The sequence below is a fragment of the Streptomyces sp. NPDC093510 genome (assembly GCF_040683555.1).
GTDB lineage: Bacteria > Actinomycetota > Actinomycetes > Streptomycetales > Streptomycetaceae > Streptomyces.
Window position 1 is genome coordinate 175469 of the sequence record NZ_JBFBEE010000009.1, and the last position, 20809, is coordinate 196277.

Genomic DNA, 20809 nt, shown 5'->3' on the forward strand with positions numbered 1-20809 from the left:
GTCTGCTTCGCATGCGTGCACTTCTCGTGGTCAACCCGGCGGCTACCACCACCAGTGCGCGTACGCGTGATGTGCTGGTCCACGCACTGGCGAGCGAGATGAAACTCGACGCGGTCACCACGGAGTACCGCGGCCACGCCAGGGACCTCGGCCGGCAGGCCGCGGAGAGCAAGGACATCGAGCTCGTCGTGGCCCTCGGCGGCGACGGCACCGTCAACGAGGTCGTCAACGGACTGCTGCACCACGGCCCCGATCCGGACCGCCTCCCCCGCCTCGCCGTCGTCCCCGGCGGCTCCACCAATGTCTTCGCACGCGCCCTGGGGCTGCCGAACGACGCCGTGGAGGCCACCGGCGCCCTGCTGGACGCCTTGCGCGAGGGCAGTGAGCGCACGGTGGGCCTGGGCATCGCGGGCGGCACGCCGGGCACCGAGGACGAGGCGGTGCCCTCGCGCTGGTTCACGTTCTGCGCGGGTCTCGGCTTCGACGGCGGCGTGGTGGGCAGAGTCGAACAGCAGCGCGAGCTCGGCCGGCGCTCGACCCATGCCCTCTATGTGCGCCAGGTGCTCCGCCAGTTCATCGACGAGCCCCACCGCAGGCACGGGATGATCACGCTGGAGCGGCCCGGCGAGGACCCGGTGACCGACCTGGTGCTGTCGATAGTCTGCAACACCTCCCCCTACTCCTACCTGGGCAATCGCCCTCTGTACGCGTCCCCGCGCGCCTCCTTCGACACCGGCCTTGACGTGCTGGGTCTGAAGAAGCTCTCGACGGCCGCCGTGGCCCGGTACGGCACCCAGCTCCTGACGTCGACGCCGGAACGCGGACCGCACGGTAAGCACGCGGTCACGCTCCACGACCTCACGGACTTCACCTTGCATTCGAAGGTGCCCCTGCCCCTCCAGATGGACGGTGACCACTTGGGGCTGCGGACGAGCGTGACGTTCACAGGCGTACGCCGTGCACTGCGTGTGATTGTGTGAGTAGAAGGGGCTAAAGTCCTTTCACTCGAACGTTTAGGCCAGGGTCCACCCCATGGAAGTACGGCTGTGACCCAGTCGACACTGAGGAATCAAAAAAAACTTTCCTGAAGGGGTTGTATCCGCCGCCGAGGTTTGCGAATCTCTACATGGCGATCGGGACGGCCCGCAACATCGGCCCCACAGAGAGCCAGAACCCCTCCTCCACCACAGGTCCACACCAGGCAACTGGGCGTCGGCCCTTCCCGTGCGGGGGGATTCGTGAAAGCGTTCACATTCACAAGCAACCCGCATGTAATACCAAGGAGAGGTAGCAGCCATGGACTGGCGTCACAACGCCGTTTGCCGCGAGGAAGACCCCGAGCTCTTCTTCCCCATCGGCAACACCGGTCCTGCGCTGCTGCAGATCGAGGAAGCCAAGGCCGTCTGCCGCCGCTGCCCCGTCATGGAGCAGTGCCTGCAGTGGGCGCTCGAGTCCGGCCAGGACTCCGGCGTCTGGGGTGGCCTCAGCGAGGACGAGCGCCGTGCAATGAAGCGCCGCGCCGCTCGCAACCGTGCACGCCAGGCCAGCGCCTGACGCTCACGCCCCCCACGAGCCTGAGCTTGGCGGCGCGTACAGCGAGTACGCAACTCCCGCCCCCGAGCCGCAGCCGCGCAGTACCCCCGATGCGCATCGCAACGTGAGCAGTGAGCCCCGGACCACACAGGTCCGGGGCTCACTGCTTTCGTCTGTCGTGTTCCGTCCGCCCCGCTCGACCGTCCGCCCCGCTCGACCGTTCGCCGACGCTACTTGTCTCCGCGCACCGGAATGTCCAGGATCACGCGCGTACCGCGCTCCGGGGCGCGGACCATGTCGAAGGTGCCGCCGAGCTCCCCTTCGACGAGTGTGCGGACGATCTGCAGGCCGAGATTGCCGGAGCGGTGCGGGTCGAAGTCCTCGGGCAGGCCGATGCCGTCGTCCTGGACGGTGATGAGCAGTCGCACTTCCTTGCTGGTGCCGCCCCGCACGGCGGACACCTCGACCGTGCCGGTGTCCCCCTCGCGGAAGCCGTGCTCCAGAGCGTTCTGCAGAATCTCCGTGAGCACCATCGACAGCGGCGTCGCGACCTCCGCGTCCAGGATTCCGAAGCGACCGGTGCGCCGGCCCGCGACCTTGCCGGGCGAGATCTCGGCGACCATCGCGAGCACCCGGTCGGCGATCTCGTCGAACTCCACGCGCTCGTCGAGATTCTGGGAGAGCGTCTCGTGGACGATCGCGATGGAACCGACGCGGCGCACGGCTTCTTCGAGAGCCTCGCGACCCTTCACCGAGTCGATGCGGCGGGCCTGCAGCCGCAGCAGCGCGGCGACCGTCTGGAGGTTGTTCTTCACCCGGTGGTGGATCTCCCGGATGGTCGCGTCCTTGGTGATCAACTCCCGCTCGCGACGGCGGAGTTCGGTGACGTCGCGCACGAGGACGAGGGAACCGATGCGGGGGCCCTTGGGTTTGAGCGGGATCGCGCGCAGCTGGATGACTCCGTCGCCGCCCTCGATCTCGAACTCGCGCGGCGCCCAGCCGCTCGCCAGTTTGGCCAGCGCCTCGTCCACCGGCCCGCGGGACGGGGCGAGTTCGGCCGTCGCCGTACCCAAGTGGTGGCCGACGAGGTCCGACGCGAGACCGAGACGGTGGTACGCGGAGAGCGCGTTCGGCGACGCGTACTGCACGACGCCGTCGGCGTCGAGCCGCAGCAGACCGTCGCCCACGCGCGGGGAGGCGTCCATGTCGACCTGCTGCCCCTGGAACGGGAACGACCCCGCCGCGATCATCTGTGCTAGGTCCGACGCCGACTGGAGGTAGGTCAGTTCGAGACGCGAAGGGGTGCGCACGGTGAGCAGGTTGGTGTTGCGGGCGATGACGCCCAGGACCCGCCCTTCCCTGCGTACGGGAATGGACTCGACGCGCACCGGGACCTCTTCACGCCACTCCGGGTCGCCCTCGCGCACGATGCGGCCCTCGTCCAGGGCGGCGTCGAGGAGCGGGCGGCGGCCGCGCGGCACGAGGTGCCCGACCATGTCGTCCTGATAGGAGGTGGGGCCGGTGTTGGGCCGCATCTGCGCCACGGAGACGTAGCGGGCCCCGTCGCGCGTGGGCACCCAGAGCACCAGGTCGGCGAAGGAGAGGTCGGAGAGCAGTTGCCACTCCGATACCAGCAGATGGAGCCACTCGAGATCGGAGTCACCGAGAGCGGTGTGCTGGCGTACGAGGTCGTTCATGGAGGGCACGTGTGCGAGCGTACCTTTCGCGTCCGGTGGGGCAGCGCCCCGCAGTTCCGGAGGATTCGTACGTCGGTTCCGGAGGGTTCGTACGTTCCCGACGAGCCGCGGCGCCAGGGCGGGACCCTCAACCCGCCCACGGCACCGCAGCCCTTCAGGTGCATCGGCCGCCAGAATGTGCGGTACTGAACAGCCGATCGTCGAGGATCCCGACGCGGTCAGGGCAGAGAGCGCCGGCTCCTCGATCCGCTCTTCTGTGCGGGAAGAGCGGAGGCTTTACCCACGCATTGTGGACTAGACCATTCTCCTGTGTCTATGCGTCGACGGATGTTTGTTGCTGTCGCGGCCACGCCTGCATGGCGAGATCGGCCACCGCCTCCAGATCGTCCCTGGTGGCGCCGTCCCTGGCCTGCTGTGACATTCCCTGGAAGACCGCCGCCGTGAAACGGGAGAGAGCCACGGGATCGGTGTGGTCGGGCAGCTCCCCCGCCGCGACGGCCGCGCGGATACGGGACTCGAAGCCCGCCACGGTGGCGTTCCGCCGCTCGCGCAGGGTCTCCTCCACCTCCGGCGTCGTGCAGTTGGTGGCCGCGGTGATGACGAGGCAGCCGCGGGGGCGGTCCGGGTGCGTGAACTCGGCCGCGGCCTCGTGCAGCATCCGCGACACAGCGGCCCGCACGGTCGGCTCCTCCTCGAAGGCGCGGCCGCCGAAGGCTCCGTGCGTCGCCCCGTACCGCACGACGACCTCGTCGAAGAGCTTTCGCTTGTCGCCGAACGCCGCGTAGAGGCTGGGGGCCCCGATGCCCATGACGCGCGTGAGATCCGCGACGGACGTCGCCTCGTACCCGTTCTCCCAGAACGTACGGATCGCCTGCTCCAGAGCCGTCTCGCGGTCGAAGGAGCGGGGGCGTCCACGCTGTTTCGTCGCCATGGGTGAATTGTATAGCGGGCACTAGCAAAAGAGGCCGGGTGTGGGGTAGCGTTCTTTCTGTAGCGACCACTAGAGAAAGAGGGGGCGCCTGACATGGGTGCGTTCGAGGGGAACCAGCAGGGCAAGCTCGCGGGCAGGACGGCGCTGGTCACCGGTGGCAGCCGGGGCATCGGGCGGAGCATCGCCGAGCGGCTCGGCCGGGACGGGGCGCGGGTCGCCGTGCACTACGGCAGCAACGAGGTGGCGGCGAAGGAGACGGTGGCCGCGATCGAGGCGGCGGGCGGCTCCGCCTTCGCGATCGGAGCGGAGCTGGGGGTGCCCGGTGACGCCGAGGCGCTCTGGACGGAGTTCGACCGGCACGCGGACGGTCTGGACATCCTGGTGAACAACGCGGGCATCGGTCTGTACAGCCACGTGACAGAGGTGCGCGAGGAGGAGTACGACCGCGTGTTCGCGGTCAACACCAAGGCGCTGTTCTTCGTCGTCCAGAAGGGGCTCGACCGGCTGCGCGACGGCGGACGGATCATCAACATCTCGTCGGGCGTCACGCGCATCGCCTTCCCGGTCACCGTGGCGTACTCGATGACGAAGGGCGCGGTGAACGTGCTGACGCACACCTTGGCCCAGGAGCTCGGCCCGCGCGGGATCACGGTCAACGCGGTCGCGCCCGGCATCATCCAGACGGAAATGATGGACGGCATCCCCGAGGCGCAGCGCGCGGAGATGGCGGGGTACTCGACCTTCGGCCGCATAGGCCAGCCCGACGACGTGGCGGACGTCGTCTCCTTCGTGGCCTCGGACGACGCACGGTGGGTCACCGGTCAGTACATCGACGCGACGGGCGGATCGATGCTGGGGGCGTGACGGCGGACCCCCCGTGGCGGGCCCCGGAGGGACGGGCGGGGAGGGCGGGGGCGCGGGGGTCGCTGCCGCTCGACGGGCGGAGGCGGCAGGGAGAGCCGAGCATGGATCGGAGACGGGAGAAATGGCCGCCGCGGGGGCCGGAGGAATCGGCCGATCGGGCGGCGCGGTTCCGGGCAGCTCTGCTAGATTGGTCTATACCACCAGTCCGCTTGAGACCCCACTTCAGATCGGCAGGCCCCAGCGTGGAAGTTGTCATCGTCCCGGACGCCAAGGCAGGCGGCGAGCTCATCGCGGAGGCCATGGCCGCCCTGGTGCGCCGTAAGCCTGACGCCCTGCTCGGTGTCGCCACCGGCTCCACCCCGCTGCCCATCTACGAAGCGCTGGCCGCCAAGGTCGCGTCCGGTGCCGTGGACGCCACGCGGGCGCGCATCTGCCAGCTCGACGAGTACGTGGGGCTGCCGCCCGGGCACCCCGAGTCGTACCGCTCCGTGGTCCTTCGTGAGGTCGTCGAGCCGCTCGGGCTGAGCGAGGCATCCTTCATGGGTCCTGACGGCAGCGCCGAGGACGTGCAGGCGGCGTGTGTGGCGTACGACAAGGCGCTCGCCGAGGCCGGAGGCGTGGACCTCCAGCTGCTCGGGATCGGCACGGACGGGCACATCGGGTTCAACGAGCCGTGCTCGTCGCTCGCCTCCCGTACGCGCATCAAGACGCTGACGGAGCAGACGCGGGTGGACAACGCGCGCTTCTTCGACGGGGACATCGAGCAGGTTCCGCACCACGTCATCACCCAGGGGATCGGGACGATCCTGGAGGCGCGGCACCTGGTGCTGCTCGCCACGGGTGAGGGCAAGGCGGACGCGGTGGCCGCGACGGTGGAGGGTCCTGTCGCCTCGGTCGTGCCCGCCTCCGCGCTCCAGCTGCACCCGCACGCCACGGTCGTGGTGGACGAGGCCGCCGCGTCCAAGCTGAAGCTCGCGGACTACTTCCGGCACACGTACGCGAACAAGCCGGACTGGCAGGGACTGTAAGAACTGACCGGACTGTAGAACTGGCAGGTCTGCAGGACGACGGACAGTGAGAGGGGCGCCCCCGGCCGGGGGCGCCCCTCTCACGTGGTGGGCTTCGCGTTGTGGGCTTCGCGGGGTGGGCTTCGCGGGGTGGGTGGGTCAGCCTGCGACGATGGCCTCCGCCGCCGCCTCGCCGCAGACCCGCGACGCACCGCGCGTCGCGATGTGGAGGGCGCCGGCCGGGGCGGACTGGGGGACGCCCATCTCCACGACGACCGTGTCCTGGCGGGCCGAGACGAGGGTGTCCACGGCCTGCGCCATCCAGGCGTGGCGGTGCGCGTCGCGGACCACGGCCACGATGCGGCGTTCGCCCGCCGCCGCGAGGGCCCGGACGCCCGCGCCGTCGCCGGAGAAGGTGCCCGACTCGGTGCCGGGGAAGCGGCGCTCCAGTTCGGCGGTGACGCCCCAGGGGGTCTCGTCGCCGACCGCGATGTTGGGGAGCGGGGAGAAGGTGGCGACGTAGGGGGCCTCGGTGACCGGGGCCGCGTAGGTCGCGCCGCGGGTGACGGTCAGCGCGCGGCGGGCCGCGACCAGACCGATCCCCGAGTCGGGCGCGCTCCCCGGGCGGTCGGCCGTGCCCGGAGTCCGCGATGCGACGGCCCAGCCCGCCAGGGCCCGGACGCGGTCGGCCGCGTCGGCGAGACGTTCCTCGGGCAGTTCGCCCGAGCGGACCGCCGCGACGAAGGCGTCCCGCAGCCGCAGCACGGTTCCCTCGTCCGAGGGCCCGCCCCCCGTGCAGATCGCGTCGGCGCCGGCAGCGATGGCGAGGACACAGCCGCGCTCGAAGCCGTAGGTGCCGGCGATCGCCTGCATGTCCATGCCGTCGGTGACGATGAGGCCGTCGTAGCCGAACTCCTCGCGGAGCAGGCCGGTCAGGATGCGGCGGGAGAGCGTGCCGGGGTTGTCCGGGTCCAGGGCCGGGGCCAGCACGTGGGCGCTCATCACGGCCCGGGTGCCGGCGGCGATGGCGGCGCGGAAGGGGGCCAGGTCACGGGAGTTCAGGACATCCCGGTCGACGTCGATGACCGGCACGGAGTGGTGCGAGTCGATCGCGGTGTCGCCGTGCCCCGGGAAGTGCTTGGCGGAGGTGGCGACGCCGGCCGACTGCATGCCCTCGACGTACGCGGCGGTGTGCCGGGCCACCAGTTCGGGGTCCGAGCCGAAGGAGCGTACGCCGATGACGGGGTTGTCGGGGTTGGCGTTGACGTCGGCCGACGGCGCCCAGTTGAGGTTGATGCCGCAGGCGGCGAGGCGCCGGCCGAGGTCGGCGGCGACCTCACGGGTCAGCGTCGTGTCGTCGACGGCGCCGAGCGCGTGGTTGCCCGGGTAGGAGGAGCCGGTGCGCACCTCCAGGCGGGTGACGTCGCCGCTCTCCTCGTCGATGGCGATCAGGAGGTCGTCACGCTCGGCGCGCAGCTGCGCGGTGAGGGCGGCCACCTGATCGGCGTTCTGCACGTTGCGGCCGAAGAGGCTGACGGAGGCGAGACCTTCGCCGATCCGGCGGCGCAGCCAGTCCGGGGCGGCGGTGGTGCCGTCGAAGCCGGGCTGCAGGACGGCCAGGGCGTTGCGGGTGAGGGTGTCACCGGCGTGCGTCGTGAGTGTCGTCATCAGGCGTTATCCCTTCACTGCGCCGTCGGTCAGGCCGCTGACGGCCCTGCGCTGCAGGAAGACGAAGAGGATGAGGATCGGGACGGCGAAGAGCGAGGCGGCCGCCATGGTGGCGCCCCAGTCGTCGCCGAAGTTGGTCTGGAAGCTGGAGAGCCACACCGGCAGGGTCTTGGACCCGGCTTCCTTGTTGAGCACGAGGACCAGCGGGAACTCGTTCCAGGCGGTGATGAAGCCGAAGAGTGAGGTCGACATCAGGCCCGGCGCGAGCAGCGGCAGGATCACCCGGCGGAAGGCCTGCATGCGGGTGCAGCCGTCGACCATGGCGGACTCCTCCAGCTCCTTGGGCACGGCGGCGACGAAGCCACGGAGCGTGAGGAGGGTGAAGGGCAGGATCATCACCATGTAGAACAGGGTCAGCGGGATCAGGCTGTTCAGCATGTCCGCGTCGCGCACGATGATGTAGATCGCGATGACCATGACTTCCCAGGGCGCCATCTGCGCCAGCATGAAGCCGATGATGAAGCCGCGCCGCCCCTTGAAGCGCATCCGGGCCAGGGCGAACGCCGCGGTCACGCCGATGATGAGCGAGAAGACCACCGCGAGGAGCGTGACGATGAGGGAGTTGCCCGCCATCGTCCAGAAGTGGTCGGCGTCCACCGCCGTCTTGAAGTGTTCGAAGGTGGCGTCGGTCGGGAACCAGACCGGGTCCTCGGCGATGATGTCGCCGGTCGGCTTGAAGGCCGTCGCGAACATCCAGTACACGGGGAAGACGCAGAAGACGAAGATGACGACAGCGACCAGGTTGGGCCACAGCCGGCCCATCAGCGAGCGCTTCACAGCTCGTCCTCCTCTTGCTTGAGCACGATCCGCAGGTAGAACGAGGTGATGGCCAGCAGGATGATGATAGTGAGCAGCGCGATCGCGGCACCCATGCCGAAGTGCTGGTTGCCCATGCCCTCGATGTAGGCGTAGACGGGAAGGATCTCGGTGAGCCGGTCGGGGCCGCCCTCGTTGATCGTGAAGACCTGCACGAACGCCTTGAAGACCCAGATGATCTCGAGGAACGTCGTGGCGTAGAGGAAGGGCCGCAGGTAGGGCATCGTGACCTGGGTGAACTGCTTCCAGGCCCCTGCGCCGTCGAGCGACGCGGCCTCGTACAGCTCCTTGGGAATGGTGGTCGTGGCGGCGTACAGGTTGATGGCCACGAAGGGGATGGACATCCAGACGATCAGCAGCAGGACGACGAAGAAGGTCGAGTACTGCGTGGCCAGCCAGTCGTGGTCGGCCATCGACTCGAAGCCGATCTTGGCGAGCACCCAGTTGACGACGCCGAAGCGCTGCGCGAACAGCCACTGGTAGACCGTGCTCGCCGCGACGACGGGCATCGCCCAGGCGAGCACGAGGCCGACCAGGAGGAAGGTGCGCATCTTCCGGCCGAGACGCGCGAGAAGGAGTCCCACCAGCGTGCCGAGGATCATGATCAGCACGACGTTGACGGCGGTGAAGGCGACCGAGCGGCCGGTGACCCGCCAGAAGTCCTCGCCGGTGAGGACCTCCTTGTAGTTGTCGAATCCGTTCCACTCGGTCAAGTGCAGAATGAACTGCCGCATGTTGAGGTTCTGGAACGACAGCATCCCGTTGTTGACCAGCGGCCAGCCGAGCAGCAGCAGGGTGACGATGATCGCGGGGGCAAGGAGCAGATAGGGCGTCAGCCCGGCCAGACGCCTGGGCCCCTTGCGCGGGGCATTCGGCCCTGGCCCGCCTGCCGGTGTCTGCACCTCCGTCGGGCCGGAGGGCGGCCGTTCGGTCTTCTGCACGGTCATGCTCGCCATCTCTTTCGTGGGCATCGCGGTACGCAGAGGTGTGCCGGGGGCGGCGAGGGCGTGTCACCCGCCGCCCCCGGCAAGAGGGGCGTTCTTACTGCTTCTGCGACAGGCGCTTGTTGAGCTCGCCCTCGACCTGCTTGGCGGCGGCCTCAGGAGACTTACCGTTGAGCACGGCGGTCATGTAGTTCTTGATCGGGTTCGGCGGGTTCTCGACCGCGCCCCACTCCGGGATCAGCGGGGTGGTGCCGCCGCCGGAGGTGGCGGGGGCCGCGGCCTCGGCGGCCGGGTTGCCCTTGAGGTTGGACTCCAGGGCCTTCTTGTTCGGGATCGTGCCGCCTTCCTTGGCGAACTGGCCCTCGAACTTGTCGGACAGCGCGATCTTGAGGAACTCCTTGGCGAGCTCCTGCTTCTTGCTGGTCGCGGCGATGGCGAGGTTGGAGCCGCCGAGGAAGACGCCCTCGGGCTTGTCCGCCGTCTCACCGGGGATCGTGAAGAAGCCGATGTCCTTCTCGATCTTCGGGTTGGCCTTGATCGCGGTGGGAGCTTCCCAGCTCATGCCGATGAAGGCGCCGGTCTTGCCCTTGGCGAAGACCTCGGCCTGCTGCGGGGTGGCCTCGTCCTTGTTCTTGGGGGCCCTGGAGAGGTCCGCGAACTGCTTGTAGGTCTTCATGGCCTTGGCGACCTTCGGGTCGTCCAGGTTGGAGACGTACTTGTCGCCGTCCTTCTTGACCAGCTCGGCGCCCTCGCCGATGGTCAGGCCGACGAAGTGGTACCAGTTCTGGCCGGGCATGTAGATCGGTTCGGCGTCGGTCTTCTCGCCGATCTGCTTGAGGTCCTTGAGGAACTCGGCGCGGGTCTTCGGAAGCTCCTTGATGCCGGCCTCGGCCCAGATCTTCTTGTTGTAGACCACGACGCGGTTGAGGACGAACCACGGGGCGGCGTACTGCTTGCCGTCGATGACCGAGGCCTTGTTCATCGACTCGGTCCAGTCGGCGCCGATCGACTCCTTGAGGTCGCCGAGCTCGGCGAGGCCGCCGGTCTTGGCGTACGCGGCGGTCTGGGTGTTGCCGATCTCGAAGACGTCCGGCGGGTTCTCCTCGGAGAGGGCCGTGGTCAGCTTCTGCTGGATGCCGTTCCACTGCTGGACTTCGAACTTCAGCTTGGCGCCGGTCTTCTTCTCGAAGGCGGCCGTGACGTCCTTCTGCCACTTGTCCGGGGTCGAACCGTCCATCGCCCAGAGCGTCAGCGTCTCGCCCTTGTAGCCGTCCGCCCCGCCGGACTTCTTGTCCTCGTCGTCACTGCCGCAGGCCGCGACCGAGACCAACATGCCCGCGACACCGATGGCCGCTATGAGCTTGCGCTTCACGTTCACCCTCCTCAAGGGATGCCAGTCAACCCCCCACCCGCAGCGACCGAATGGACCGAGATCTGCCCGTGGGACTGGAACCTGGTCTTTAATGGTGTAGACCAGTACGGGGAGCTTGGCCTAGACCTTTAGGGGTGTCAAGGGTGTATAAGAAGGGCTGTCGCGTCCGTTATCGGACCGACACCTGAGCAGGCAGAGTCTTCCCCCAAGCTCTCGACTTCGCTCGACCAGGGGGCGCCCCCATGGCCCGGTACGTGCCACGATGTGAGCCGCGACAGACGGAGGAGCCGGTGACGGCAGCAGCACAGGAGCCGGAGAGGCAGCACATGGGCACTGAGGCGGGCAGTACCGGGACCGAGGTGGGCGCGCCCCCGGCCGAGGCCGCGACGGTCGGCCGCACCGCGCGCGTGCCCAAGTACTACCGCCTGAAGCGGCACTTGCTGGACATGACGGAGACGCTGCCGCCCGGCACCCCCGTCCCCCCGGAGCGCACGCTCGCCGCCGAGTTCGACACCTCCCGCACGACGGTCCGCCAGGCCCTGCAAGAACTGGTCGTCGAGGGCCGTCTGGAGCGTATCCAGGGCAAGGGCACGTTCGTCGCCAAGCCGAAGGTGTCGCAGGCCCTCCAACTCACCTCGTACACCGAGGACATGCGGGCCCAGGGCCTGGAGCCGACCTCGCAGCTCCTCGACATCGGCTACATCACCGCCGACGACACCCTCGCGGGACTGCTCGACATAAGCGCGGGCGGCCGCGTCCTGCGCATCGAGCGGCTCCGGCTGGCCAACGGCGAGGCGATGGCCATCGAGACCACGCACCTGTCGGCGAAGCGCTTCCCCGCGCTGCGCCGCTCCCTGGTCAAGTACACCTCGCTCTACACGGCACTCGCCGAGGTGTACGACGTGCACCTCGCGGAGGCCGAGGAGACCATCGAGACCTCACTGGCCACCCCGCGCGAGGCGGGCCTGCTCGGCACCGACGTCGGCCTGCCGATGCTGCTCCTGTCGCGGCACTCGCAGGACGGCGACGGCCGGCCGGTGGAGTGGGTGCGCTCGGTCTACCGGGGCGACCGGTACAAGTTCGTGGCGCGCCTCAAGAGACCCACGGACTGACACCCGTCCGAGGTCTGGCGCGGATCACGCCACTGTTCTACGTTCCTCCCGTCATCGCACGATGAACACCGCACGACGAATGCCACCGCACGATGAGCGGGAGGACGACCCGGTGCGCAGAGCGAACCCTCGATCCATCGTCATCTGGTCCCTCGTCGCGCTGGTCGGCGCCACGGGATGGACCGTCCTGGCGCTCGCCCGCGACGAGGAGGTGTCCGCCGCCTGGATGGTCGCGGCAGCCCTCGGCACGTACGCCATCGCGTACCGCTTCTACTCGAAGTTCATCGCGTACAAGGTCCTCAAGGTCGACAGGACCCGCGCCACCCCGGCCGAACGGCTCGACAACGGCATCGACTTCCACCCGACCGACCGGCGCGTGCTGCTCGGTCACCACTTCGCGGCGATCGCGGGCGCCGGACCGCTGGTGGGCCCGGTCCTCGCCGCCCAGATGGGATACCTGCCCGGCACCATCTGGATCATCGTCGGCGTTGTCCTCGCGGGCGCCGTGCAGGACATGGTCGTGCTGTTCTTCTCGACGCGGCGCGACGGCAAGTCGCTCGGGCAGATGGCGCGCGAGGAGATCGGCCCGTTCGGCGGGGCCGCCGCGCTGCTCGCCACCTTCGCCATCATGATCATCCTGCTCGGGGTGCTCGCGCTGGTCATCGTCAACGCCCTCGCCGAGTCGCCGTGGGGCACCTTCTCCATCGCGATGACCATCCCGATCGCCCTGCTGATGGGCTTCTACCTGCGGGTCCTGCGCCCCGGCCGGGTCAGCGAGGTCTCCCTGATCGGCATCGCGCTGCTGCTGCTCGCGCTCGTCGCGGGCCGCTGGGTCGCCGAGTCGTCCCTCGCGGACACCTTCACGCTGGCGCCCTCGACGCTGGTCATCTGGCTGGTGGCGTACGGGTTCGTCGCCTCGATCCTGCCGGTGTGGATGCTCCTGGCGCCGCGCGACTACCTCTCCACCTTCATGAAGATCGGCACCATCGTCCTGCTCGCGCTGGGCGTCGTGGTCACCCTGCCCACGCTGAAGATGGACCCGGTGACCGACTTCGCCTCGCGCGGCGACGGCCCCGTCTTCGCGGGCTCGCTCTTCCCCTTCGTCTTCATCACCATCGCCTGCGGAGCGCTGTCCGGCTTCCACGCGCTGATCTCCTCGGGCACGACGCCGAAGATGATCCAGAAGGAGACGCAGGTCCGCATGATCGGCTACGGCTCCATGCTGATGGAGTCGTCCGTCGCGGTCATGGCGCTCGTCGCGGCCTCGATCATCGACCCGGGCCTGTACTTCGCGATGAACGCGCCGGCGGGCGTCGTCGGCGACACCGTGCAGGAGGCGTCGAAGGCCGTCGCGGGCTTCGGGTACTCCATCTCGCCGGCCGATCTGGCGCAGGCCGCGAAGAACGTCGAGGAGTCCTCGCTGCTCTCCCGCACCGGCGGCGCGCCCACGCTCGCGGTCGGTGTGTCGGAGATCTTCTCGAAGGTCACCGGCGGCTCGATGCGGGCCTTCTGGTACCACTTCGCGATCATGTTCGAGGCGCTGTTCATCCTGACCGCGCTGGACGCGGGCACACGCGTGGGCCGCTTCATGCTTCAGGACATGCTGGGGAACGTCTACAAGCCGTTCAGGAAGGTGAGTTGGAAGCCCGGTCTTGTCATCACCAGTGCGCTCGTCACCGGCCTGTGGGGGTACTTCCTGTGGGTGGGCGTGCACGAGCCGCTCGGCGGGATCAACCAGCTCTTCCCGATCTTCGGCATCGCCAATCAGCTCCTCGCGGCCGTCGCCCTCGCCGTCTGCACCACGCTGCTCGTGAAGTCCGGGCGCCTCAAGTGGGCCTGGATCACCGGGATTCCGCTCGCCTGGGACGCGACGGTGACGCTCACCGCGAGCTGGCAGAAGGTGTTCTCCAGCGACCCGCGCGTCGGCTTCTTCCAGCAGCGCGCGAACTACCAGGACGCCATCGACGAGGGCAAGATCCTGCCGCCCGCCGAGACGATGGACGACATGCACACCGTCGTCACCAACTCCACCGTGGACGGCGTGCTTTCGGCGGCGCTCGCGCTGCTCATCGTCGTCGTCATCCTGGACGCGGCACGCGTGTGCGTCAGGCACGTCCGCCGTCCCGCCGCGTCGCGGCTGAGCGAAGCGCCGTACGTGGAGTCGAAGCTGACCGCGCCTGCCGGGCTCTTCCCGACGGCGGAGGAGAAGCGGGAGCTCGAGGAGGAGCGGGAACGCGAGGAGAAGCGGGAGCTCACCACGTGACGTGGGTGCTGCGGGGCCTGCGGTGGATCCGTTGGTACGCGCGGGAGTTGACGGACGAGTCGGCGTACGACCGCTATGTGGCTCATTTACGAAGGGACCATCCGACCGTAACCGTCCCCAGCCGCCGCACTTTTGAGCGTATGCGAACAGACCAGCAGGAGTCGGACCCCCGGCAGGGGTTCCGCTGCTGCTGAGCAGGCACATCGACCGCATAGTCACTCGTCCGTTATCCGGACAGGGGTTCCATAGATCAAGACTCTCGCTTAGATTTCCCGCACGTTAAGCACGGGATGAGTGAGGGAACGGAGCCGCGCTATGCCAGATGCGCCTGAAGTGAACAGACCGGTCGTCACGCCGGTCCGCGTGGTCATCGCCGTCTGCCTTGTCGCGCCCTTCGTGGCGATGCTGTGGGTGAGCTCCTACGCCAGGATCGAACCGACGTTCATCGGCATCCCGTTCTTCTACTGGTACCAGATGCTGTGGGTGCTCATCTCCACGGTGCTCACGATGATCGCGTACAAGCTGTGGCAGCGTGACCAGCGCGCACGCAAGGAAGGGGCGCGGTCATGAACGACGGAGTCAACGGCGTCGCCCTCGCGGTCTTCATCTTCTTCTTCGTCGCGGTCACGGTCATGGGCTTCCTCGCGGCCCGCTGGCGCAAGGCCGAGAACGACCAGAGCCTGGACGAATGGGGCCTCGGCGGCCGCTCGTTCGGCACCTGGGTCACCTGGTTCCTGCTCGGCGGCGACCTCTACACCGCTTACACCTTCGTGGCCGTCCCCGCGGCGATCTACGCGGCGGGCGCGGCCGGCTTCTTCGCCGTGCCGTACACGATCCTCGTCTATCCGCTGATCTTCACCTTCCTGCCGCGCCTGTGGTCGGTCTCGCACAAGCACGGCTACGTGACCACCTCCGACTTCGTGCGCGGTCGCTTCGGGTCCAAGGGCCTCTCGCTGGCCGTCGCGGTCACCGGCATCCTCGCCACGATGCCCTACATCGCGCTCCAACTGGTCGGCATCCAGGCCGTCCTGGACGTCATGGGGATCGGCGGCGGCCCCGACACCCACTGGTTCATCAAGGACCTGCCGCTGCTGATCGCGTTCGCGGTGCTCGCCGCGTACACGTACTCGTCGGGGCTGCGGGCGCCCGCGCTGATCGCGTTCGTGAAGGACGGCCTGATCTACCTCGTCATCATCGTCGCGATCATCTACATCCCGATCAAGCTCGGCGGCTTCGACGACATCTTCGCCAAGGCGGGCGAGGCGTTCTCGCAGACCAACCCGGCGACCGACAAGCCGCGCGGCGCGCTCGCGCCGCCGGAGGCCGGCCAGTGGACGTACGCGACGCTGGCGCTCGGCTCGGCCCTCGCGCTCTTCATGTACCCGCACTCGATCACGGCGACGCTCTCCTCCAAGAGCCGCAACGTGATCCGCCGCAACACCACGATCCTGCCCCTGTACTCCCTGATGCTGGGCCTGCTCGCGCTGCTCGGCTTCATGGCGATCGCGGCCGGGGTCAAGGTCGACAACGGCCAGCTGGCGATCCCGCAGCTCTTCGAGGACATGTTCCCCGACTGGTTCACGGGCGTCGCTTTCGCCGCGATCGGCATCGGCGCGCTCGTCCCGGCCGCCATCATGTCCATCGCGGCCGCGAACCTCTTCACCCGGAACATCTACAAGGACTTCCTCAAGCCCGACGCGACGCCCGAGCAGGAGACGAAGGTCTCCAAGCTGGTCTCGCTCATGGTGAAGGTGGGCGCCCTCGTCTTCGTCCTCGGCATGGACAAGACCGTCGCGATCAACTTCCAGCTCCTTGGCGGCATCTGGATCCTGCAGACGATGCCCGCCCTGGTCGGCGGCCTGTTCACCCGGTGGTTCCACCGCTGGGCGCTGCTCGCGGGCTGGGTGGTCGGCATGGTCTACGGCACGCTCGCCGCGTACGGCGTCGCCTCGCCCACGCAGAAGCACTTCGGCGGCTCCTCCGACACGATCCCCGGCATCGGCGAGATCGGCTACATCGGCCTCACCGCGTTCGTCCTGAACGTGGTCGTGACCGTGGTCCTCACCTTCGTCCTGAAGGCGCTGAAGGCCCCCGAGGGCATCGACGAGACGTCGCCGGAGGACTACACGGCGGACGCGGGCGACCCCGGCGTCATACAGGAACTGCCCAAGGCGACGGCGGGCGCGGGGCACTGACCCGTACCACCGCGCACACGACTCGGGCCGCCGGAAAAAACCGGCGGCCCCTTGTCGTGTCCCTGTTGCACACTGCGCGGCATGGACATCACGATCAGGCGGGCACACCCCGAGGAGTACGCGGCACTGGGCGACCTCACCGCGCAGGCCTATCTCGACGACGGACATCTGGACTACGGGGCGGAGGACCGCTATCTGCCCGTACTGCGGGACGTGGCGGGGCGCGCGGCGCACGCCGAGATATTGGTGGCGGTGGCGGACCAGCCCGTCGGCGGCGCCGCCGACGGGCTCCTCGGCGGCGTGACCTTCGTACCGGCCGGCGGGCCCATGGCGGACATCGCGCGGGACGGCGAGACGGAGATCCGCATGCTGGCGGTCGCGCACGCGGCGCGCGGCCGGGGCGTCGGCGAGATACTGGTGCGCGCGTGCGTCCAGCGGTCCCGGGACGCGGGCCGTGACCGGCTCGTTCTGTCCTCCTCGCCCTCGATGCGGACCGCCCACCGGCTCTACGAACGCCTCGGCTTCGTACGGACGCCGGAGCGCGACTGGTGCCCCCTCCCCGACCTCCCGCTGCGCACCTACGCGTTGACACTCTAGGCCCCGCCCCCGCGAGCCGACACAAGATGTGGGCCTGCTTCAGAAACGCGGCACAAGATGTATGCTCATGCTCGCTGTCGCCGCAGGGGAATCCGGTGCAAGTCCGGAACTGTCCCGCAACGGTAGACGTGTGCGCATTTGTCGTACGCGGAGTCCGAAGACCTGCCGACAGTGCACCCGAGCCGTCCGGCCGGGTGCCGACCGTCCGGGCCTCGTGGAATGGGCCGGTGGACGCGGTACGCCACCCTGCCCGGGTGCGCCCGTGTGTGCCATCCCCTCCATGAGGCCCAGAGCCGAGCGAGGGAGAGCTCCACGTGACCATCGCGCCTGCCGAACCTGCGTCAGCGCTGTCACCGCAGCCCACCGACAGCACTGTGGGTACCGACGGACCAGGGGCCGTGCTGCTGCGCACCCTGACCGACCTCACCGCCGACCTCCCCGACGCCGACCCCGGCCGGGTCGCCGCCGCCGCGTTGCGCGGCCGGTCGGCACGGGCCGACGAGTCGGAGCTGCGGGAGCTGGCGACCGAGGCGGCCGCGGGGCTCATCTCCGAGGACCCTGCGTACTCCAAGCTCGCCGCCCGGCTGCTGAGCCTCTCCATCGCCGCCGAGGCCGCCTCGCAGGGCGTGCGCACCTTCACCGAGTCGATCACGGTCGGTCACCGCGAGGGTCTGATCGCCGACCGCACGGCGGCCTTCGCCACCGAGCACGCGGCGCGGCTCGACGCGCTCGTGGAGGCCGCGCTCGCGGACGGCGCGGACTTCCGCTTCGGCTACTTCGGCCTGCGCACGCTGCACAGCCGCTATCTGCTGCGCCACCCGATCACCCGGCAGGTCATCGAGACCCCGCAGCACTTCATGCTGCGCGTCGCGAGCGGCCTCGCGGAGGACGGGAGCGTGCGAGCCGTCGACGAAGTCGCCGCGCTGTACGGCCTGATGAGCCGCCTGGACTACCTGCCGTCCTCGCCGACGCTCTTCAACTCCGGCACCCGGCACCCGCAGATGTCGTCCTGCTACCTCCTCGACTCCCCGCTGGACGAGCTCGACTCCATCTACGACCGCTACCACCAGGTCGCGCGCCTCTCGAAGCACGCGGGCGGCATCGGCCTCTCGTACTCCCGCATCCGCTCCAGGGGGTCGCTGATCCGCGGGACGAACGGGCACTCCAACGGCATCGTGCCGTTCCTGAAGACCCTGGACGCCTCGGTCGCCGCCGTGAACCAGGGCGGGCGCCGCAAGGGTGCCGCCGCGGTCTACCTGGAGACCTGGCACTCCGACATCGAGGAGTTCCTGGAGCTGCGCGACAACACGGGTGAGGACCAGCGCCGCACGCACAACCTCAACCTGGCGCACTGGATTCCCGACGAGTTCATGCGCCGGGTCGCCGCCGACCAGGAGTGGTCGCTGTTCTCGCCCTCGGACGTGCCGGAGTTCGTCGATCTGTGGGGCGAGGAGTTCGACGCCGCCTACCGGAAGGCGGAGGCCGCCGGGCTCGCGAAGAAGACCATGTCGGCCCGGGACCTGTACGGCCGCATGATGCGCACCCTGGCGCAGACCGGCAACGGCTGGCTGACCTTCAAGGACGCCGCCAACCGCACCGCCAACCAGACGGCGGAGCCCGGTCACACGGTGCACTCCTCCAATCTGTGCACGGAGATCCTGGAGGTGACGGACGACGGGGAGACGGCCGTCTGCAACCTCGGCTCGGTGAACCTCGGCGCGTTCGTGGACACGGCCGCCGGTGACATCGACTGGGAGCGGCTGGACGAGACCGTCCGCACGGCCGTCACCTTCCTCGACCGGGTCGTGGACATCAACTTCTACCCGACCGAGCAGGCCGGGCGCTCCAACGCCAAGTGGCGTCCGGTGGGCCTGGGCGCGATGGGTCTGCAGGACGTCTTCTTCCAGCTGAAGCTGCCCTTCGACTCCCCCGAGGCGCGCGCTCTGTCGACCCGCCTCTCCGAGCGGATCATGCTCGCCGCGTACGAGGCGTCCGCCGACCTCGCCGAGCGCAACGGGCCGCTGCCGGCCTGGGAGAAGACCCGCACCGCGCGCGGCGTCCTGCACCCCGACCACTACGGTGTCGAGCTGACCTGGCCGGAGCGCTGGGCGGCGCTGCGGGAGCGTATCGCCGCCACCGGCATGCGCAACTCGCTGCTGCTGGCCATCGCGCCGACCGCGACCATCGCCTCCATCGCCGGTGTCTACGAGTGCATCGAGCCGCAGGTCTCCAACCTGTTCAAGCGCGAGACGCTGTCCGGCGAGTTCCTCCAGGTCAACGCCTACCTGGTGGAGGAGCTCAAGCGGCTGGGCGTGTGGGACGCGCACACCCGTGAGGCGCTGCGCGAGGCCAGCGGCTCGGTGCAGGGCTTCGACTGGATTCCCGAGGACATCCGCGCGCTGTACCGCACCGCGTGGGAGATCCCGCAGCGCGGCCTGATCGACATGGCCGCCGCCCGCACGCCCTTCCTGGACCAGGCGCAGTCGCTCAACCTCTTCATGGAGACGCCGACCATCGGCAAGCTCTCCTCGATGTACGCCTACGCCTGGCAGCGGGGTCTGAAGACCACGTACTACCTGCGCTCGCGTCCCGCCACCCGCATCGCCCGCGCGGCCGGCGGCTCGAACGCCGCCGCCACCGCCCCCGCCCCCCAGCAGGTGACCGACCCCGAGGCCGTCGCCTGCTCCCTGGAAAACCCCGAGTCCTGCGAGGCCTGCCAGTAATGAGCTCCACGACCCACAGCGAGAAGAACCTCCTCGACCCGGGCTTCGAGCTGACCCTGCGCCCCATGCGCTACCCGGACTTCTACGAGCGCTACCGGGACGCGATCAAGAACACGTGGACCGTCGAGGAGGTCGACCTCCACTCGGACGTCGCCGACCTGGCGAAGATGACGCCCGAGGAGCAGCACCTGATCGGCCGCCTCGTCGCGTTCTTCGCGACCGGTGACTCGATCGTCTCCAACAACCTGGTGCTGACGCTCTACAAGCACATCAACTCCCCCGAGGCGCGGCTCTACCTGAGCCGTCAGCTCTTCGAGGAGGCTGTGCACGTCCAGTTCTATCTGACGCTGCTCGACACCTATCTGCCCGATCCCGAGGACCGGGCGGCCGCGTTCGACGCGGTCGAGGAGATCCCCTCCATCCGTGAGAAGGCGCAGTTCTGCTTCAAGTGGATGGACTCGGTCGAGAAGCTGGACCGGCTGGAGACGCAGGCCGACCGCCGCCGTTTCCTGCTCAACCTGATCTGCTTCGCGGCGTGCATCGAGGGCCTCTTCTTCTACGGTGCATTCGCCTACGTCTACTGGTTCCGCAGCCGCGGTCTGCTGCACGGCCTGGCGACCGGCACGAACTGGGTGTTCCGCGACGAGACGATGCACATGAGCTTCGCCTTCGACGTGGTGGACACGGTCCGCAAGGAGGAGCCGGAGCTCTTCGACGACGCGCTCCAGACGCAGGTCACGGACATGCTGAAGGAGGCCGTCGAGGCCGAGCTGCAGTTCGCCCGCGATCTGTGCGGTGACGGTCTGCCGGGCATGAACACCGACTCGATGCGCGCGTACCTGGAGTGCGTGGCCGACCAGCGTCTGCAGCGCCTCGGCTTCGCGCCGGTCTACGGCTCCGAGAACCCGTTCTCCTTCATGGAGCTGCAGGGTGTCCAGGAGCTGACCAACTTCTTCGAGCGGCGGCCCTCGGCCTACCAGGTCGCGGTGGAGGGCTCGGTCTCCTTCGACGACGAGTTCTAGACGAG

The 20809-nt window shown here is 68.9% G+C and carries 18 protein-coding genes and 1 riboswitch; of the genes, 12 read left to right on the forward strand and 6 right to left on the reverse strand.

The window, feature by feature from the left end:
- The first annotated feature begins 11 nt into the window (after positions 1-11).
- Together AB0N81_RS16570 and AB0N81_RS16575 are read left to right on the forward strand one after the other, a co-directional pair.
- Positions 12-980 carry a diacylglycerol kinase family protein gene (locus AB0N81_RS16570; protein ID WP_365358715.1) on the forward strand — a complete coding sequence of 323 codons (969 nt, stop codon included), beginning with the start codon at positions 12-14 and terminating at the stop codon, positions 978-980.
- 316 nt (positions 981-1296) lie between these two features.
- Positions 1297-1554, forward strand: a complete 258-nt coding sequence (locus AB0N81_RS16575) for a WhiB family transcriptional regulator (RefSeq protein WP_016639615.1) — start codon at positions 1297-1299, stop codon at positions 1552-1554.
- A gap of 209 nt (positions 1555-1763) precedes the next feature.
- Here the strand turns inward: AB0N81_RS16575 and AB0N81_RS16580 are convergent, their stop codons facing one another.
- Together AB0N81_RS16580 and AB0N81_RS16585 are read right to left on the reverse strand one after the other, a co-directional pair.
- Positions 1764-3230 carry a PAS domain-containing sensor histidine kinase gene (locus AB0N81_RS16580; RefSeq protein WP_365358976.1) on the reverse strand — a complete coding sequence of 489 codons (1467 nt, stop codon included), beginning with the start codon at positions 3228-3230 and terminating at the stop codon, positions 1764-1766.
- 313 nt (positions 3231-3543) lie between these two features.
- Positions 3544-4161 carry a TetR/AcrR family transcriptional regulator gene (locus AB0N81_RS16585; protein WP_365358717.1) on the reverse strand — a complete coding sequence of 206 codons (618 nt, stop codon included), beginning with the start codon at positions 4159-4161 and terminating at the stop codon, positions 3544-3546.
- Between the two features lie 93 nt (positions 4162-4254).
- Between AB0N81_RS16585 and AB0N81_RS16590 the strand changes: the two genes are divergently transcribed.
- Entirely contained in the window at positions 4255-5025 is a 771-nt protein-coding gene (locus AB0N81_RS16590; RefSeq protein WP_365358719.1) for an SDR family oxidoreductase, read from the forward strand.
- 242 nt (positions 5026-5267) lie between these two features.
- A complete protein-coding gene (nagB, locus tag AB0N81_RS16595) occupies positions 5268-6053 on the forward strand; it encodes a glucosamine-6-phosphate deaminase (protein WP_365358721.1) in 786 nt (261 codons plus the stop codon).
- A 138-nt stretch (positions 6054-6191) separates the two neighbouring features.
- Here the strand turns inward: nagB and AB0N81_RS16600 are convergent, their stop codons facing one another.
- The 4 genes from AB0N81_RS16600 to AB0N81_RS16615 all read right to left on the reverse strand — a co-directional run bounded on the left by AB0N81_RS16600 (position 6192) and on the right by AB0N81_RS16615 (position 10892).
- On the reverse strand, positions 6192-7700 hold the full coding sequence (locus AB0N81_RS16600; RefSeq protein WP_365358723.1) for a glycoside hydrolase family 3 protein: 1509 nt from the start codon (positions 7698-7700) through the stop codon (positions 6192-6194).
- Between the two features lie 6 nt (positions 7701-7706).
- Positions 7707-8537 (reverse strand): carbohydrate ABC transporter permease, encoded by an 831-nt coding sequence (locus AB0N81_RS16605; protein WP_365358725.1) that lies wholly within the window; start codon positions 8535-8537, stop codon positions 7707-7709.
- Positions 8534-9523, reverse strand: coding sequence for a sugar ABC transporter permease (locus AB0N81_RS16610; protein WP_365358727.1), 990 nt, complete (start codon positions 9521-9523; stop codon positions 8534-8536). The genes AB0N81_RS16605 and AB0N81_RS16610 overlap by 4 nt, the downstream gene beginning before the upstream one ends.
- A 94-nt stretch (positions 9524-9617) precedes the next feature.
- On the reverse strand, positions 9618-10892 hold the full coding sequence (locus AB0N81_RS16615; RefSeq protein ID WP_365358729.1) for an extracellular solute-binding protein: 1275 nt from the start codon (positions 10890-10892) through the stop codon (positions 9618-9620).
- Between the two features lie 326 nt (positions 10893-11218).
- On the opposite strand from AB0N81_RS16615, the gene AB0N81_RS16620 reads away from it, so the two are divergent.
- The 8 genes from AB0N81_RS16620 (at position 11219) to AB0N81_RS16655 (ending at position 20804) form a co-directional block, all read left to right on the forward strand.
- Entirely contained in the window at positions 11219-12004 is a 786-nt protein-coding gene (locus tag AB0N81_RS16620; protein WP_365358978.1) for a GntR family transcriptional regulator, read from the forward strand.
- Between the two features lie 112 nt (positions 12005-12116).
- The gene (locus AB0N81_RS16625; protein WP_365358980.1) at positions 12117-14267 is read left to right on the forward strand and encodes a carbon starvation CstA family protein; all 2151 of its coding nucleotides are present in this window, start codon (positions 12117-12119) and stop codon (positions 14265-14267) included.
- A complete protein-coding gene (locus AB0N81_RS16630) occupies positions 14264-14461 on the forward strand; it encodes a YbdD/YjiX family protein (RefSeq protein WP_365358731.1) in 198 nt (65 codons plus the stop codon). The genes AB0N81_RS16625 and AB0N81_RS16630 overlap by 4 nt, the downstream gene beginning before the upstream one ends.
- A gap of 121 nt (positions 14462-14582) precedes the next feature.
- Complete coding sequence (locus tag AB0N81_RS16635) at positions 14583-14837, forward strand: DUF3311 domain-containing protein (protein ID WP_365358733.1); 255 nt, start codon at positions 14583-14585, stop codon at positions 14835-14837.
- Positions 14834-16462 carry a monocarboxylate uptake permease MctP gene (gene mctP, locus AB0N81_RS16640; RefSeq protein ID WP_365358735.1) on the forward strand — a complete coding sequence of 543 codons (1629 nt, stop codon included), beginning with the start codon at positions 14834-14836 and terminating at the stop codon, positions 16460-16462. Before AB0N81_RS16635 ends, mctP begins: the two co-directional genes overlap by 4 nt.
- 81 nt (positions 16463-16543) lie before the next feature.
- Positions 16544-17059, forward strand: coding sequence for a GNAT family N-acetyltransferase (locus tag AB0N81_RS16645; RefSeq protein ID WP_365358737.1), 516 nt, complete (start codon positions 16544-16546; stop codon positions 17057-17059).
- Between the two features lie 54 nt (positions 17060-17113).
- Positions 17114-17244: riboswitch (cobalamin riboswitch) on the forward strand.
- A 129-nt stretch (positions 17245-17373) separates the two neighbouring features.
- On the forward strand, positions 17374-19782 hold the full coding sequence (locus tag AB0N81_RS16650; protein WP_365358739.1) for a ribonucleoside-diphosphate reductase subunit alpha: 2409 nt from the start codon (positions 17374-17376) through the stop codon (positions 19780-19782).
- Positions 19782-20804, forward strand: coding sequence for a ribonucleotide-diphosphate reductase subunit beta (locus AB0N81_RS16655; RefSeq protein ID WP_365358741.1), 1023 nt, complete (start codon positions 19782-19784; stop codon positions 20802-20804). The genes AB0N81_RS16650 and AB0N81_RS16655 overlap by 1 nt, the downstream gene beginning before the upstream one ends.
- Positions 20805-20809: the final 5 nt, after the last annotated feature.

Excerpts from the sequence above, each read along its gene's own strand:
- AB0N81_RS16570 (WP_365358715.1), top strand. The coding sequence starts at position 12 with ATGCGTGCACTTCTCGTGGTCAACCCGGCGGCTACCACCACCAGTGCG.
- AB0N81_RS16575 (WP_016639615.1), top strand. The coding sequence starts at position 1,297 with ATGGACTGGCGTCACAACGCCGTTTGCCGCGAGGAAGACCCCGAGCTC.
- AB0N81_RS16580 (WP_365358976.1), bottom strand. The coding sequence starts at position 3,230 with ATGAACGACCTCGTACGCCAGCACACCGCTCTCGGTGACTCCGATCTC.
- AB0N81_RS16585 (WP_365358717.1), bottom strand. The coding sequence starts at position 4,161 with ATGGCGACGAAACAGCGTGGACGCCCCCGCTCCTTCGACCGCGAGACG.
- AB0N81_RS16590 (WP_365358719.1), top strand. The coding sequence starts at position 4,255 with ATGGGTGCGTTCGAGGGGAACCAGCAGGGCAAGCTCGCGGGCAGGACG.
- AB0N81_RS16600 (WP_365358723.1), bottom strand. The coding sequence starts at position 7,700 with ATGACGACACTCACGACGCACGCCGGTGACACCCTCACCCGCAACGCC.
- AB0N81_RS16610 (WP_365358727.1), bottom strand. The coding sequence starts at position 9,523 with ATGACCGTGCAGAAGACCGAACGGCCGCCCTCCGGCCCGACGGAGGTG.
- AB0N81_RS16620 (WP_365358978.1), top strand. The coding sequence starts at position 11,219 with ATGGGCACTGAGGCGGGCAGTACCGGGACCGAGGTGGGCGCGCCCCCG.
- AB0N81_RS16635 (WP_365358733.1), top strand. The coding sequence starts at position 14,583 with ATGCCAGATGCGCCTGAAGTGAACAGACCGGTCGTCACGCCGGTCCGC.
- mctP (WP_365358735.1), top strand. The coding sequence starts at position 14,834 with ATGAACGACGGAGTCAACGGCGTCGCCCTCGCGGTCTTCATCTTCTTC.
- AB0N81_RS16645 (WP_365358737.1), top strand. The coding sequence starts at position 16,544 with ATGGACATCACGATCAGGCGGGCACACCCCGAGGAGTACGCGGCACTG.
- AB0N81_RS16655 (WP_365358741.1), top strand. The coding sequence starts at position 19,782 with ATGAGCTCCACGACCCACAGCGAGAAGAACCTCCTCGACCCGGGCTTC.